This is a genomic window from Rhodopirellula bahusiensis, from assembly GCF_002727185.1.
GTDB classification, from domain to species: Bacteria; Planctomycetota; Planctomycetia; order Pirellulales; family Pirellulaceae; genus Rhodopirellula; species Rhodopirellula bahusiensis.
The window spans coordinates 54,686-70,064 of record NZ_NIZW01000027.1 but is presented as its reverse complement, the minus strand read 5'-3'; the positions used below and the strand labels follow the sequence as shown (position 1 = coordinate 70,064).

Here is a 15,379-nt window from a genome sequence, read left to right as displayed (position 1 = left end):
TCAGTTGGCAATTTCTTCGAAGGAAAGATTGCCGATTCGGTACTGTTGCCAGCCATCAAAATCGAAGTGCCACCATTCGAACTCGTACACCTGGAAACCAGCGGACTGCATCACTCGTCGCAGCAGACCGCGGTAGTAACGTTGTCGCTGGGTTCCGCCGGGATACAACGGGTACGACCGTTTGCTGAACTCGTCGTAGCCGGAAACCATCGGAATGACTTGTTGCGTCGATCGATCGAACAGAGTCAGGTCCAATGCGCAACCTCGATTGTGGCGAGAACCTTGGGCTGGGTTGGCGACAAAGTCTTTCATTTCACTGGGTGTCGCATCCCAGAACATTTTCGTTACTCGCCAGGGCCGATACGCATCGTGAATGAGCAGGCCAAGGTTTTGTTTCGCCAGTTCCTGATGCACTTTTGCGGCAGCCTCCGCGGCGGGACGCTGGGCGAAGGCACGCGGTTGCTGGTAGAAAACCGTGTCCATGAAATTGTTCGTTGTTGCGTACCGAATGTCCAGCTCGATGCTGGGATCGAGCGTGGTCAATTCGGTCAATTCCGACGGGCGGAAGTTGCCTTCTTCGTGAGGTGGTTTGGCGGCGCCAGCGAGTTCACGCAGCTTTTCGACGGGTAGTTCCCGCTTGATTTTGAACGTCTCGCCAGCTTTGGTTCCCACCTCGCGTTTTTGAAAAGCAACCTTGGCCGCGATGACTTCCGTGACTTCGCCAGAGTCATCTCGCCGGAAGATCAATTCTTCGCCGTGGTAGAGCCCGTGATCGGGAAACGCGAAACGATCTTCCGCAATTTCAGTGAGCGGGTAGTAGTAGAACCACTCAATTAAAGCGTGGAGCTGGCCATGACGTTCTAGGATGTAGAGCGTGTTGTGGTCCCAGCCATATTCACCGATGAGGTCGCGCCATTTGGCGGGCGCTTCTGGCGGTGGTGCATTGGAAAGTCGCGTGTAGGTCACGTCGTTGATGACCAAAAACGATTTGTCCTGTCGAATGGAAGTGCCAAACCCAAAGCGATCGTCCAAAACCAATTCGCCGGTGTCCGAGCGACTGCGAATTTCTCGTTGGAACGTTCCTTTCCAAAGCAGCAGTCGGTCGCCGATCCAGTCGACGGTCACGGTTCGAGAGGCTTCACCGGGCATGGAGGAATAGATGCCGGACAGGCCACGGGCTCGCGAGCGGGGGACTGGTTCGGTTGAAACGGGCGGAGTGAGTTCTTGGTCGTTTTGGACGGCGAGCATACCCTCGAGTGCTTGATCACAAATTCGCGTGATCCAGTTGTTCGTTCCATCGAGTGAGCTCGCGGCGATGACGGCAATGTTCTCGTCAGGCAGGATCTCGAGCTGAGTCGAGAAGCCATACACGGCTCCTCCGTGACCGACGCGGCGGTGGCCTTGAAAGTCGCTGACGCGAAAACCGATTCCGTAGGGCAGTGGTTTGCCGTCAGGAGTCACGCCGGGTTGCAGCATCTCGGTGAGCGAATTGTCCTTGAGTACTTTCGTGGGATGTTGGTCCATCACGAACAAGCTGAACTGGGCCAAGTCTTCGACGCTGGAATACAGGTTTCCTGCTGGTCCGGTGCCGAGCAAAAATCCGGGGGCGGCAAACGCGGGCCGGTCATAGCCCCACATCCAGCCATCGGCCGTGTGTTCTGCCAGGGCCTTGTCTTTTTCGAAACTGGTGTGCGTCATCCCCAGCGGTTCGAGCACGTGTTGTTGGACGTAGCTTGGGTGAGACACTCCCGCGGCCTTCTCGACGGCCAATCCGATGACCGACACACCCGCATTGGAGTACTTGGTCCGAGTGCCTGGCTCATAAACTGGTGGGGTGTCCGCGAGGCTGGCGACGGTTGCTTTCAGACCTGGTTCGGTGGGATCGAAGTAGTTGCCTACGGGCGACTCGCGAACGATTCCGGCGCGGTGTTGAGTCAGTTGTCGCAGCGTGATTTTTGATGAGTGCTTGGCGTCGGCGATCTTGAAATCCGGCAGCACGTTTTGGACGGGCTGGTCCAAGTCAAGCTTTTCTTGCTCGACCAATTGCATCAGGGCGACGTCGGTCAACAACTTGGAGATCGAGCCGACTCGGTAAACCGTTTTGCCGGAAGCTGGGATGGTCTTTTCCGCATCCTGAAATCCAAAGCCCTCGGACGAGATGACTTTCCCGTCGGCCACCAAAGCGATCGAGAAGCTTGGGATTTGCTTCTGATCCATCTCGGAACGAATCGTTTCGTTCAACTGCTCGATGAGTTGGCTGTAGTCATGGTCAGCAGCGAGCGCCGCGGAGGGCTCGTCGGCATGCAAAGATGGCGAAGCGATGAGCACGAACGCAATTCCTGCTAGCCAGATTGGGAAAGCGGTGGGGCGTCTGTGGACGAAGTGAAGGGAGAGCTTTTCGTGGTTCATGATCGTGCGGTGCGGCTAGGTGAATCGAAACACAGGAAGCGAAGGATGGACGAGCTGGTTCACTGAACTAGAAACTGGGGCAGGGCGGTGGAGACCAGTTCCGCGCCGATGCCAAGTCTGGCTGGCATGTGCAGATTGCCGCACTGAACTTTGACACCATCCGTTGGGCTGCCTGAGATCAAATTCGCTCCGTCCAAGTCAGCAAAATCGAGAAGCGGTGCGAGCTGGGCAGCTCCGCTGATGCCAACCGCTGACTCCACCATGCATCCCACCATCGTCAGTTTGCCCCGGCGTTTGGCTTCCGTCAGCATCTTGCGAGCGGGGGTCAGCCCGCCGCACTTGCAGAGTTTGACGTTGATTCCGTCAAACAGCTCGAAGCAGGTTTCCAGGTCGGCTTCGGTTTGGCAGTCTTCGTCCGCGATGATTGGGAGGGATGATTCTTCCAAGACACGTTGCTTGTCGGCGGCATCCGCGGAACGGGGCAGGGGTTGCTCGATGAACTGAACGCCCAGATGTTGAAGTTCTTGGGAGTAGTCGATTGTTTGCTGGGCCGACCAGGCACAGTTCGCATCGACGCGAAAAGTGGCTGTGGTGCACTGGCGAAGTTGACGGATGATCTCGAGGTCGTGATCGGTGCCAAGTTTGATTTTGTAGAGGTCCCAACCAGAGTCAGCATCCAGTTTTCGTTTCATCTCCTCAATGGAATCGATGCCGATCGTGAAGCTGGATTGCAGATCGGAGTTCCATTTCAGTCCCCAGTGATGCCAAAGCGTGGATCCGCTGTGGCGAGCGTGCCAATCATGGCTGGCCATGTCCAAGGCTGACAGCGAGAACATGTCACCGCCGAGTCGTTTGGAAAAGTGAAGCCAGTTGCTCTCCGGCGAGTCATCAAAACACATCGCCAGATCTTCCTCGCTCAATCCGTTGAGCGCGTCGCTCATCGCGGTGATCGTGTGACCGTAATAGTCGTTGGCGGTGACTTCGCCATAGCCGGCGATTCCGTCGTGTTTCAGTTCGACGACAAGGCTGTCTTGGTAAGTGATCGTTCCACGCGAAATGGTGAACGGGTCTCGAAGCGGCAAGCGGATCGGGTAGAGATTCAGCTTCACGCTCCGGTCTCCTGCAGGACGCTGGGAACGCATGCTGCTTGCAGTTCGAGCGAGGCTCGAACCAGTTTGTCGGGACCGTCGCGATAGACGTCGCAGGCGGGCAAACCAAACCGATGTTCGGCTCGTTCGACTTCGAGTTTGGCCTCGCCAGGCGACAGCTTTCGAGTGTTGACCGAAATGCCGATGAACTTGGACGGACCTCGCAATCTTGCCAATTGTTCGATCGCTCGCATTTGGTGTTCGAGCGGAGGGATGGCACATCCATCGAATCCTTTGACCTCGTTGCGGCCGGCTTCGTAGCAAAACACAAGTCCCTGTGGTACGCAGCCGTGAAGCAATCCCAGCGTGACGGCGGAGTAGGCCGGATGGGAGATGCTGCCTTGGCCTTCCACCAGCAGAAAATCGGCTTCGTCATTTTCGCGGACCAAGTGCTCGACGGCGCCGTTGACGAAATCGGACACCACGCAGTCCGCCGGAACGCCACGGCCGGAAATCATGATTCCGGTTTGCCCGGTCGCCAGAAACTGAGTTGATTTGCCGGCCGCTTGAAGTCCTTTGTCAATTTCGATCGTCGTGACCATCTTGCCGATGCTGCAGTCATGTCCGACGGCGTGGATGCGAACGCAACCTTCGCGAAAGGGTTTGCCGGTGGCGGTTTCTTTCCAGTTGTTCTTTCGAACGTCGACGATGTGCGATCCTGATTGCTTGGCAATTTCGCACCACTCGCTGTCTTCGGAAAGAAAGTCATGCAGTCCCGAAACCACATCGACTCCCGCACGAATCGCGGCTTCCAATTGAGGACGCCAGGCACCCGGGAGCTTGCCACCGGGAGGTGCGATGCCGATGTAAATCGCGTCGCAACCCAAGTCGGGTGACCATGTTGAAACGATGGGAGCGTTGCCTGCGCCAAAGAGTTCCGCCGACGTTTTGCCCGCATGTTCTCGGTCGATCACGGCGGCGATGTCTGCGGTCCGGTAACGCAACAAGCTGATGGCTGTTTTGGCCAGAAACGGCGTCGAAGCACCATCGGTCAAAAGAGCGATGCGACGATGCCGGGTTAGCAGTTGGTTGTTCATCGATCGTCCGTCGCAAAAGGAGGGAAGGAATTCGCTGGCCTGTTTTTCGTGATCGCGGTCAGTCTGAAACTGCGGTTCCGCGGCGGCAAACGCTTGGGCAACGCTTGCTTCGAAATAGGCTAGCGAGAGGCCTTCTTTGAGTCTTGCGCAGGTGCGTAAATCTGTTTTCGAAATGCGCACGTCAGACAGCTGCTCGCATCACGCATGCCGCATCATTTGATGCAGACGGTCGAGTGTGAGCACCATTTGGTTCCACTCCGCGACCACCTCCATGGTCGGCATCTCAGCACAATCGTTTCGATCGTAGCCGCGTTCACTGATTCGAACTCGGCCGTCCAAGACCGCGACCGGTGTGGAACCGTCGGGGCGGTCGGATGATTTGTCTTGCGACTGGCTGGTGGGGGTGGGGCTGGACCCAGAGGCGGGCAGGGAACCCGAGTCTTCGTCGGTTGGCAGGACCTGTTGCATGACTTGGTGGACGGCCCACAAAGCGGCTTTGCGAGCCGAGTCAGCGGCGACAACACTGCGAAAAGTCCCTGATTGAACGTAAAACTTGGCCATGGGAGGTGTCCTTGGTTGTTGGAAAGGGGAGGGAAGCGGCGACACACATGACATCGGACGGGTGCGTGACACGTTTGGTCACTGGGTTGCCCGCGTCCTGGGATTGGGGGCACTGCGGGCCCTCGACGTGTTCCTCGCGTGGTAAAGTGCTGCGGTGGCGTGACGGACCGCTCGCGTCGTTTCTCCTTGTCTTGCTTCTGATGTCGCTTATGAAATTGGTTCACCACGGTGCACACGAAGGTGTCACTGGTTCTTGTCACCAACTTTGGATCGATGATTCCAAGAGCCTGTTGGTCGACTGTGGCACGTTCCAAGGCGAAGACGCACGGAAGAAGCCCAACCCCGAGATTGAGTTTTCGCTTCGAGGCATCGAGGCACTTTTGCTGACCCATGTGCATATCGATCACGCAGGCCGGATTCCGTATCTGCTGCCCGCTGGATTTGACCGGCCGATTTTGTGCAGCGTTCCGACGGCGAAGTTATTGCCGCTGGTGATGGAAGACGCGTTGAAGATCGGGTTCACACGTTCCAAGCGATTGATCAAGAAATTCTTGGGCCAAATTCGCAAGCAGTTGGTGCCGCTTTCCTACCACAAATGGCACGATTGTCCGGGCGGCGTCAAGGTCCGGTTGTTGCCGGCCGGTCACGTGCTGGGATCGACCATGTTCGAAGTCGAACTGAAGGACGGTCGGCGAGCGGTTTTCAGTGGTGACGTGGGTGCGGGAACCAACCCGCTTTTGAATCCGCCGGTCAGTCCCGAGCGAGCGGACTTGTTGGTGCTCGAGAGCACTTACGGGGACAGGTTGCATCCACCCAAGGCCGATCGCAAAGCGGAGCTGGAGCAAGTCATCCGGCGAACACTTCACGATTCAGGTGTGACGATCGTGCCCGCCTTTTCGCTCGGTCGTACACAGGCGTTGCTGTACGAGCTCAACGCCATCTTCGAACACATTCAAGAAACCGAGCATCGAACGCTGATGAAGCGGGTGGATGTCATTGTCGACTCACCGCTCGCTTCGCGATTCACTGCGCTTTACAAGGAAATGAAATCACACTGGGGCGAAGAAGCTCAGGTGACTTTGGAAACCGACGATCAACCACTGGTCTTCGAAAATCTCACGACGGTGGGCAGCCATTCCGAACACCAAGAAACCGTTCGCTATCTGTCCAAACACAACCTGCCCGCGGTGGTGATTGCCGGAAGTGGAATGTGCACGGGAGGCCGGGTGGTCAACTACTTGAAGGAATTCATTGGCGAGGAGCAAACCGACATCGTCTTCGCTGGTTATCAAGCGGGAGGCACGCCCGGAAATTACATTTCACGCGGCAGTGATTGGGTGCGTTTGGACGGACGACGCTATGATGTGCGAGCCAAGACGCATCGACTGACCGGGTATTCGGCTCACGGTGACCAAGAAGATTTAATCGCGTTGGTCGATGGAATGGCCGATGCACCCAAGGAGATTCGGTTGGTGCACGGCGACTACGCGGCCAAGCGGGCGTTGACTCAAAAATTGACAGCAAAAGGTTATCACTTGATATGAGTGATTCGGAATCATTCACTGAAACGTTGATCATTGGTGGAGGATTGGCCGGGCTGACTTGTGGTCGCGTGTTGGCGGATGCCGGTCGCGAATTTCGAATCTTGGAAGCAACCGATCGTGTGGGCGGACGGGTTCGCAGCGATGTGGTGGACGGGTTCACGCTCGATCATGGCTTTCAAGTTCTGTTGACCGCGTACCCGGCTTGTCAGCAATTCTTGGACTACGACGCGCTGCGATTGTGTTCGTTTGAGCCCGGAGCCTTGGTCCGGCAAAAGGGGCAATTCCGACTCTTGGGTGATCCCTGGCGCAGGCCCGCGCGTGCGATTGCGTCCGCGATGAACCCGGTTGGTTCCTTGGTCGATAAGCTGCGGATTGCGAAGCTGCGACGGGCGAGTTTGCGTGGTTCCCTGCAAGATTTGTATGAGCGATCGTCGACGTCGACCCAGGATCGCTTGCAGTCGGATGGCTTCAGCGAACGGATCATCGACCAGTTCTTTCGGCCTTTCCTGGGCGGAGTTTTCTTGGACGAATCGCTGTCTGTCAGCAGCCGAATGTTGGAGTTCGTTTTTCGGATGTTTGCCGGCGGCGAAATCGCGATTCCCGCCGATGGGATGGGGGCGATCCCGCGTCAATTAGCCGAGGGATTGCCGCGTGGATCGATTCAATATCAAACCACGGTGCAGTCGGTCGAACCGCTGTCTGAATCCGAGTGGACCGCGTTTGAGGGTGAGTCGCCGGATCACGCCAGGCACCGGGTGGTGCTGTCCGATGGTGCAGCGGTGATGTGCAGGCATCTGGTGATCGCGACGCCCGCGGGAGCGGCGGCGAGGTTGTTGGGGATGGATTCCATGGCGACTCCGTGGCTGGGCACCACCAATTTGTATTACGCCGCGGACCGGTCACCGGATTCTCATCGGACGCTGATGTTGCGAGGCGATGAGTCGGGGCCGATTCAGAGTGCGGTTGTGTTGAGCGATGTTGCGCCGACGTACGCACCGCCTGGAAAAGCGTTGATATCGGTCAGTGTCGACAGCAATCACGAGCCAGCGGATGGTTTGGACGATGAGGCCCTCGATTCGCGTGTGCGATCGCAATTGAAAGATTGGTTTGGTGAGGACGCGATGCGGTGGCGATTGCTGCGTGTTTTTCATGTCCCGTATTCGCTGCCCAAGATGTCGCTGGACACGATTGTGAAGTCACCCGCGTGGGAAGATTGGCGGCGGGCGAACTCGGCAGATGGCAATGTGTCTGAACCCGAAACGCAATCCAGCGGAATGCCTTCTGCTGATGACGACGGGGCAAGCCAGAGCAGGGCAAGCCAGAGCAGGGCAAGCCAGAGCAGGGCAGGGCAGAGCAGGGCAGGGCAGAGCAGGGCAGGGGTGTGGATCGCAGGCGACCACTGCCAAACGCCCAGCATTCAAGGGGCCATGGACAGTGGTCGAATTGCTGCCGAGCATTTGCTTTTGAATCAGTGAATTCCCACGCGAACGGACGCACCATGAGTCAGAGACTGCAAACAGGAATCCCAGCCTTGGACGAGATGCTGGGAGGAGGCTTGTTGCCCGGGACGATGACTGTCGTTCTGGGAGCAACCGGAATCGGCAAAACACAGCTTGGCATCCAGTTCGCCAAGCACGGGCAGCTTCAGGAAGGCCAGCGCGGTGTTGTGTTTGATCTGACCGCCCGAGGTGATTCTCAAAATCACTTCGAGTATGCGGAGCGGCTGGGTGAATGGCAGTTGTCCGAGGCGTCCGCCGACGAACCTGTCATTCTGAGTGAAGTATGGGACCGCGAAAAAACGCGTCGCGACAGCATGCATCTGTTTCGCGATTCAGGCCGCCGAGTCACTTCCTCGGACATGGACGCGGATGATTGGCGTCGTTGGTCGTACGAGCGGGCCAAGAAGCTGGACCGCGCGATTGCATTTTTCTACGGCAACTTCGCTCACGGTGTCCGGCGGGTTGTGATCGATGGGGTGGAACCGGTGGATCGGGCGGCTGAGTCGATTCAATTCGAGCTGATCGAATACATCCAGAATCAAATCCTGCGTAAGGAACATGATTGGCTGGCCAGGGATCTGTTTCGGGTTCATTTTCGAGAAAATGCCGATCGGATTGAGGCTCATGCCTACGATCATCGAACGCTGGGAAGCCTGTTGCTGGCGACTTCGCACGAGGTCATGTTGGACGACTTGATCGCTCGGCCAATTCAGAGTGGGGACGTGCTGTCCAATGCCAACACGATCATTTTGATGGGCAAGACTCGCGACGGAAATAAGATGGGACGGGCCCTTTGTGTCGCGAAACATCGAGGCAGTTTCTGCGAGGAATCGATCGTTCCGTACCGAATTTCCGAAGACGGTTTGGTCGTTGGCGACGACGTTTGAGTGTTGGAAACGGTCGAGTTTCGAGGCTGAGTGCGCAAAAAAATCGGTGAGCAACCCAGGTTGCTCACCGATCGAATTTGACTGTGACGGCGAAGTTTACTTCAACAATTTCTCAATCGCGTCGTCCAATTCAGCGGCTCCGATGTTGTGGTCGACGACTCGTCCTTTGGAGTCAATCAGCATCGTGGTCGGCAAAGTTTGCACGCCAAACTGCTTGGCCAGCGGGCTGCCTTCGAGTCCGCCGTCTTCGTGCAAATGCACCCAAGGCAAGGCGTTGGTCTTCAAAAATTCAGCCGCTTGTTCGCGTTGGTTGTCGATGTTGACACCCACGATTTGCAGGCCCGCGCGTTGGTAGCGAGCTTGCAAACCACGCAGCAATTTCATGTCGTTCTTGCAGGGATCGCACCAAGTGGCCCAGTAATGAAGTACGACCGGACGACCGCGAAGGCCGCTTAGACGGAAGGCTTTTCCTTGAACGGTGCGGCCTTCGAGGTCGACTTCTTTGCCTTCGGATTCCAGGCGACGAACCGCGCCGGCGGCACGTTCGGCCGCTTCGGTTCCGCGGAAATCTTGAGCGACTTCTTTGTAGAACCGGAGGGCTTCGGTTTCTTTGTCTTCGAACTCTTTGCTGAGAGCCAATTGCAATTTTGCAGCGGCTGTTTCGGGAGCTCGTGGGTATTGATCGGCGAATTCGGTGAGCTGTTCCAGCCACCAAACTTGGTTCTCGGCGAAGTCAGCGTCTTCGGTTTGGCGAGCGATGTACTCGGTCCCGATCAGCTGATATTCGGTGTAGGCACGCATCGCATCAGATTGGGTGCCTTTGGATTTTCGGAAGGAAGCGGCCAACTCTTTCAAGCGTTTGAGGCCACCGGGGTAGGTCCCGCTTTGCGTCGCAACACTCACGGTGTCGACCAATTGACGCGTCCAAGTTTCGCGTTCGGCAGGGGTTTCGGCTGCATCGATCAGCTTTTCGACGATGTCAGCTCGGCGTTCGTTGAGTTTCGCGAGTGCCTTTGGATCGCCTTCACCGACCATTTGCGAGTCGACTGTTTCGAGAGAACCCACCAATTCTTGTGTCTTTGAGTTGCCTGCTGATGAGGTGCCGGCGCCCGTGGAGGCCATGCCACCAGGAGTGAAAAAGTTGCCGTTGGACTGAGCAATGGGTTCGCCGTTTTCTGCCAGCACAGGCAAATCGACCAGTTTCCACGCATTATCGATTCGGATCACGGTTCCGACCAGCATTTGGCCGGATTTGCCTTCAGAGTCGTACATTGCGACGGCGTTTTCGTAGGCCATCACGTCCTTTTTGACGCCGATGTCATCCGCGGGAACGATCCCCGGAGTCGCGGCGGCGAACTGAACCCACTGCGACCTTGGGCCGATGGATTTTTGGGACGCCGCGAACTTTTTGAAGTTGGATGCCGCTCGGGAAGCCTTTTTGATGAGGCTCTCCAGGCGGTCGCCGGTCAGGCCGGCGGCTTGAAGTTCTTTGGGTGAAGCCAACAGCGTCACGAAGCGGTTGCCGTCGGAATCGGCCAGTGATTCAACCAATTCGCGAGTGGTTTCCTCGGCGGAAATCATCTTCCAGCGGTCGATTTGGCCATCTTCATTCTCGTCGATGCCCCACCGGGTTCCGCCAGTTCCCATCCATCGGTACTGGTCCGCTTTCCCGTTGAAATTGGCATCCACGTCCCGATAGACCTCGACGCCGTACTGGAAGTAGCACCACAAATCGACCTTTTTGTCGCCGTTGGTGTCAGCAAAACGGCGAAGCAACGTGCCGTCTCCGCCTGAAACTTCCCAACCCGACCAATCGTCGCGTTCGATATCGCGTACTTCACACTTCTCGATTTCACTCGACTCGACTTGTTCATATTCCACGCCATCCTGCACCGGTTTCAGGCCCAATGCGGCCGCGGCCGAAGGCGGAGCTGCGGACGAAGTCGTCGCCAACATGGTGGAAAGGACCAGCGAACCGCCTCCGAGGACGAAGCCTCGAACCGACCAGGACGCGGGAAAACGGTTGTGTTTACTCATGGCAGCTAAACAAATCCTTCTGATTGACTTGCACATCGAATTGGAACGAGCGATCCGAACAAAGCGGACGTCGGAGCCGCATTTTGCCGGAATTCGGCTGTTCGAGGGAACGTTGATTCAAGACTTCCCAGGCACGAAGCCGAAAAAAACGCTCACGGAATCGGTGGAATTGGTCAAAAACATGGCCAAAGTGCGTTTGACAACAAACCAAAACTTCCTAAACTTCCGACCCGCCTCACGAAAGCGAGGCGGAAACCATCAGGTCCTGTGGTCCTGACGGGCGTGTAGCTCAGTTGGTTAGAGCGCGTCGCTGATAACGACGAGGTCCCAGATTCGAGTTCTGGCACGCCCACTCGAGTGTCGAGGTGGTAGGGCAAAGTTGCTGTTTTCAAGCAGAACTTCACCCTTCCTCCTCGGAACTCAAAATCACGGGGGTATAGCTCAGTTGGGAGAGCGTCTGCTTTGCAAGCAGAATGTCGTCGGTTCGAGTCCGTCTACCTCCACTTGGTTCAATTTACAAACTGGCTCAAGTCAGGCTGTGCTGAGAACCGAAAGTTGAAGGACACCCGCTTCACCGCGGGTGACTGGAAACAAGCAGGGATGAGAAGTCCCGGTTTGCTTCTGGAACGCTTCATTCAGAAACACTTCACGAAGAAACAAAACTTTCTTCAGAATTGAGACTGATTGAGGTTGACCAGAATCGCCGGCTCGCTATCTTTCCTGTCCCGCCGCTGAGCAAGGCTCTGCGACACCCTTCAAAAGGGTTGAGCAAGGTTCTGTAACGCGGCAAACAAGTCGAAGTCAGCTTTGAAACTTATTTCAAAATTCACTGCTTCTTCCACTTGACTCGAAGTTGGCTCATCGCTAACTTCCTCGCTCGCTCAAAAGCGACCGACTGATCTCTAGCTCTAAACGCAAGAGATTGCTCGGCTGTTTTTGGCAGCGTCTCTCGGGTCCTCGCCTAGCGAGCATCCGGGAACTTGATTTTTGAAAATTTGGTTGTTTGGTAGTTGGCATCTGAAAAGAGCACCATGCGACGGATGTGAGTGAGCCTTTTTCCGGGGTTCAGGAGCATTTGTCAGTAGGGTAATAAGTTCTTCGGAAGCGTCGCTGCAAGAGAGTTTCGAAAGAAACTGACTGTAGTGATTTGATTCTGATTGGATTCTTGAGCGGTTCAGTTGTTTCTCTTTGAGAAGCTCTGAGCCACTGTGTGATATCGTTAACTAGATAGCACTGAAGCTTGAAACCAAGATGTTGTGCCTGTGATTCGCTCTTCGCAAGAAGGTGTGTTGCTGGTTCGCGTTTTGAGTTCGGGATTTCGGTGGCCAATCTATTAAGGGCACATGGGGGATGTCTTGGCGTTAGAAGGAGAAGGGCGTGGAAGTCTGCGAAAAGCCTGGGGAAGTTGACACACAAGCGATGATCCCGGGGTTCCCGACCACAGCACACTGAATACATAGGTGTGTGTGTAACAACCTGGTGAACTGAAACATCTAAGTAACCAGAGGAATAGAAAGAAAAATCGATTCCGTCAGTAGCGGCGAGCGAAATCGGAATAGCCCAAACCGAGGAGGTTTCCTTCTCGGGGTTGTAGGACTTCAATATGGGATTGAGACGTGTTAGTGAAACGACTTGGAACGGTCGGCCACAGAGGGTGACAGCCCCGTACGCGAAAATATTGTCTCACCTTAGAAGCACCTGAGTAGGTCCAGTCACGTGAAACCTGGACTGAATCCGCGGGGACCATCCCGTAAGGCTAAATACTCTCTAACGACCGATAGCGAACCAGTAGCGTGAGTGAATGGTGAGAAGAACCCCTGCTAGGGGAGGAATGTGAACCTGAAACCATGTGCCTACAAGCGGTCGGAGCACTATTTTAATGTGTGACGGCGTGCCTTTTGCATAATGATCCGGCGAGTTGTGGTAATCGGCTTGGTTAAGTTCTGACGGAACGAAGCCCAAGGGAAACCAAGTCTGAATAGGGCGTTGGTCGATTGCTGCAGACGCGAAACCTGTGTGATCTACCCATGGGCAGGTTGAAGCGCGGGTTAAACTGCGTGGAGGACCGAACCCACTTAGGTTGAAAACTGAGGGGATGACCTGTGGGGAGGACTGAAAGTGTAATCAAACCAGGAGATAGCTCGTTCTCTCCGAAATATCTTGAGGGATAGCGTCGAGTAAATTAGTGACCGGGGGTAGAGATACTGAATCGGATGGGGGCCCTTCCAAGGGTACCCCACCGAACCAAACTCCGAATACCGGTTCACCTTACCTCGGCAGTCAGTCCCTGGGGGATAAGCTCCAGGGTCGAGAGGGAAACAACCCAGATCGCCTGCTAAGGTCCCGAAGTACTACTTAGTCACTAAGGAAGTTGAAGTGCCGTGACAGCTGGGATGTTGGCTTAGAAGCAGCCACCATTTAAAAAGTGCGTAACAGCTTACCAGTCGAGCATTTCTGCGCCGATAATGAACGGGAGTAAGTAGTACACCGAAGCAGCGGATTCTAGATTTATCTAGAGTGGTAGGAGAGCGCCGATGATCAGATACGAGCCGTACGGTAACGAGCGGTGTCGGGGTCATCGGGTGATTATGCCGGAATGAGTAACGATAAAACAGGTGAGAATCCTGTTCGCCGAAAGCCTAAGGTTTCCTGGGGAAGGTAAATCCGCCCAGGGTTAGCCGGTACCTTAGTCGAGGCCGAAAGGCGTAGACGATGGATAGAAGGTCAATATTCCTTCGCCACATGGGTACTTCGATGCGGGGACGGCGTCCAGAAAGTGAGCGGTACGAATAGAAATGTCCGTAGCGAAAACCGAGGTGTTGGGGGATAAATGACCTGACATAAGCCAAGGTTGAGCTCGAGAGCATCCAAGTTCTCGAAGTCATTGGAAGGACGTCCAAGAAAAGCCGCTAAGTTATGTGCCCTGTGACCGTACTAAAACTGACACAGGTAGGCGAGATGAGAATTCTAAGGCGCTCGGGAGAACGGTGGTTAAGGAACTCTGCAAAATGGCCCCGTAAGTTCGCGATAAGGGGCGCCTCCGACGGTTCACGCTGTTGGAGGCCACAGAAAATCGGCTCTAACGACTGTTTATCAAAAACACAGGTCTCTGCTAACACGCAAGTGGATGTATAGAGACTGACGCCTGCCCGGTGTTGGTAGGTTAAGGAAGACGGTTAGCTCTTCGGAGCGAAGCTGGCGACCGAAGCCCCAATAAACGGCGGCCCTAACTATGAGGGTCCTAAGGTAGCGAAGTTCCTTGTCGGGTAAGTTCCGACCTGCATGAAAGGCGTAACGATTGGAGCACTGTCTCAACCACCGACCCGGTGAAATTGTAGTTGTGGTGAAGATGCCACATACCCGCGGTTAGACGGAAAGACCCCGTGAACCTTTACTGTAGGCTGCTATTGGGTTGAGATATGTCTTGTGTAGGATAGCTGGGAGACTTTGAACTCTGCACGCCAGTGTAGAAGGAGTCGTTGTTGAAATACCAGCCTGGTCATATTTTAATTCTAACTTTGATCCCCTGAAACGGGGCAAAGGACAGTGTCAGTCGGGCAGTTTGACTGGGGCGGTCTCCTCCCAAAGAGTAACGGAGGAGTGCAAAGGTACACTCAGCCTGGTCGGCAATCAGGCGTAGAGCGTAAAGGTATAAGTGTGCTTGACTGCGAGACTCATAAGTCGAGCAGGAACGAAAGTTGGCCTTAGTGATCCGGTAATCCCGAATGGAAGGGTTATCGCTCATCAGATAAAAGGTACTCCGGGGATAACAGGCTTATCGCATCCGAGCGTCCACAGCGGCGATGCGGTTTGGCACCTCGATGTCGGCTCATCACATCCTGGGGGTGTAGAAGCTCCCAAGGGTTTGGCTGTTCGCCAATGAAAGTGGTACGTGAGCTGGGTTCAGACCGTCGTGAGACAGGTCGGTCCCTATCTGCCGTGGGCGTTCGAATCTTGATGGGATTCAACTTTAGTACGAGAGGATTTAGTTGGACGAAGCTCTGGTGTACCAGTTGTCGCGCTAGCGGCACGGCTGGATAGCTAACTTCGGAAAGGATAAACGCTGAAAGCATCTAAGCGTGAAGCCCGCCCAGAGATAAGGATTCGTAGACACTAGTCGAAAGCCCCCTGGAAGACTACCAGGTTGATAGGTTGGACGTGTAAGTGCAGTAATGCATTAAGCAAACCAATACTAACGGGCGAAAGTTTGGCCACCGATATCCCGCACTCATGCGGTCCAATCGGATCGGCTTCAAG

8 protein-coding genes, 2 tRNA genes and 1 rRNA gene are annotated in these 15,379 nt (G+C 55.4%); 6 read left to right on the top strand and 5 right to left on the bottom strand.

Annotated features, from left to right (window positions below):
• From CEE69_RS26175 to CEE69_RS26160, 4 genes are all read right to left on the bottom strand, one after another.
• Positions 1 to 2,409: a serine hydrolase gene (locus CEE69_RS26175; RefSeq protein WP_099263535.1), complete on the bottom strand. Its 2,409-nt coding sequence runs from the start codon at positions 2,407 to 2,409 to the stop codon at positions 1 to 3.
• Positions 2,410 to 2,468: 59 nt separating this feature from the next.
• Entirely contained in the window at positions 2,469 to 3,518 is a 1,050-nt protein-coding gene (locus tag CEE69_RS26170; protein ID WP_099263534.1) for a dipeptide epimerase, read from the bottom strand.
• On the bottom strand, positions 3,515 to 4,594 hold the full coding sequence (locus CEE69_RS26165) for a DUF1611 domain-containing protein (protein ID WP_099263557.1): 1,080 nt from the start codon (positions 4,592 to 4,594) through the stop codon (positions 3,515 to 3,517). The genes CEE69_RS26170 and CEE69_RS26165 overlap by 4 nt, the downstream gene beginning before the upstream one ends.
• A gap of 198 nt (positions 4,595 to 4,792) precedes the next feature.
• Complete coding sequence (locus CEE69_RS26160; protein ID WP_099263533.1) at positions 4,793 to 5,155, bottom strand: hypothetical protein; 363 nt, start codon at positions 5,153 to 5,155, stop codon at positions 4,793 to 4,795.
• Positions 5,156 to 5,355: 200 nt separating this feature from the next.
• Between CEE69_RS26160 and CEE69_RS26155 the strand changes: the two genes are divergently transcribed.
• Genes CEE69_RS26155 through CEE69_RS26145 form a run of 3 tightly spaced genes read left to right on the top strand, consistent with a single transcriptional unit; the run spans position 5,356 to position 9,085 of the window.
• Positions 5,356 to 6,699 carry an MBL fold metallo-hydrolase RNA specificity domain-containing protein gene (locus tag CEE69_RS26155; RefSeq protein WP_233215651.1) on the top strand — a complete coding sequence of 448 codons (1,344 nt, stop codon included), beginning with the start codon at positions 5,356 to 5,358 and terminating at the stop codon, positions 6,697 to 6,699.
• The gene (locus CEE69_RS26150) at positions 6,696 to 8,174 is read left to right on the top strand and encodes an NAD(P)/FAD-dependent oxidoreductase (RefSeq protein WP_099263531.1); all 1,479 of its coding nucleotides are present in this window, start codon (positions 6,696 to 6,698) and stop codon (positions 8,172 to 8,174) included. The genes CEE69_RS26155 and CEE69_RS26150 overlap by 4 nt, the downstream gene beginning before the upstream one ends.
• Positions 8,175 to 8,197: 23 nt before the next feature.
• Positions 8,198 to 9,085 (top strand): RAD55 family ATPase, encoded by an 888-nt coding sequence (locus CEE69_RS26145; RefSeq protein WP_099263530.1) that lies wholly within the window; start codon positions 8,198 to 8,200, stop codon positions 9,083 to 9,085.
• Between the two features lie 96 nt (positions 9,086 to 9,181).
• Here the strand turns inward: CEE69_RS26145 and CEE69_RS26140 are convergent, their stop codons facing one another.
• On the bottom strand, positions 9,182 to 11,122 hold the full coding sequence (locus CEE69_RS26140) for a TlpA disulfide reductase family protein (protein WP_099263529.1): 1,941 nt from the start codon (positions 11,120 to 11,122) through the stop codon (positions 9,182 to 9,184).
• Between the two features lie 278 nt (positions 11,123 to 11,400).
• Between CEE69_RS26140 and CEE69_RS26130 the strand changes: the two genes are divergently transcribed.
• The 3 genes from CEE69_RS26130 to CEE69_RS26115 all read left to right on the top strand — a co-directional run bounded on the left by CEE69_RS26130 (position 11,401) and on the right by CEE69_RS26115 (position 15,337).
• Positions 11,401 to 11,474: transfer RNA gene (locus tag CEE69_RS26130), tRNA-Ile, on the top strand.
• 78 nt (positions 11,475 to 11,552) lie between these two features.
• Positions 11,553 to 11,625, top strand: a tRNA-Ala gene (locus CEE69_RS26125).
• 820 nt (positions 11,626 to 12,445) lie between these two features.
• A 23S ribosomal RNA gene (locus tag CEE69_RS26115) occupies positions 12,446 to 15,337 on the top strand.
• The last annotated feature ends 42 nt before the right edge of the window (positions 15,338 to 15,379 follow it).

What these genes read in the sequence shown, in the direction of transcription:
- CEE69_RS26150 (WP_099263531.1), top strand. Translation starts at nt 6,696, where the DNA reads ATGAGTGATTCGGAATCATTCACTGAAACGTTGATCATTGGTGGAGGA.
- CEE69_RS26155 (WP_233215651.1), top strand. Translation starts at nt 5,356, where the DNA reads ATGTCGCTTATGAAATTGGTTCACCACGGTGCACACGAAGGTGTCACT.
- CEE69_RS26160 (WP_099263533.1), bottom strand. Translation starts at nt 5,155, where the DNA reads ATGGCCAAGTTTTACGTTCAATCAGGGACTTTTCGCAGTGTTGTCGCC.
- CEE69_RS26175 (WP_099263535.1), bottom strand. Translation starts at nt 2,409, where the DNA reads ATGAACCACGAAAAGCTCTCCCTTCACTTCGTCCACAGACGCCCCACC.
- CEE69_RS26140 (WP_099263529.1), bottom strand. Translation starts at nt 11,122, where the DNA reads ATGAGTAAACACAACCGTTTTCCCGCGTCCTGGTCGGTTCGAGGCTTC.
- CEE69_RS26165 (WP_099263557.1), bottom strand. Translation starts at nt 4,594, where the DNA reads ATGAACAACCAACTGCTAACCCGGCATCGTCGCATCGCTCTTTTGACC.
- CEE69_RS26145 (WP_099263530.1), top strand. Translation starts at nt 8,198, where the DNA reads ATGAGTCAGAGACTGCAAACAGGAATCCCAGCCTTGGACGAGATGCTG.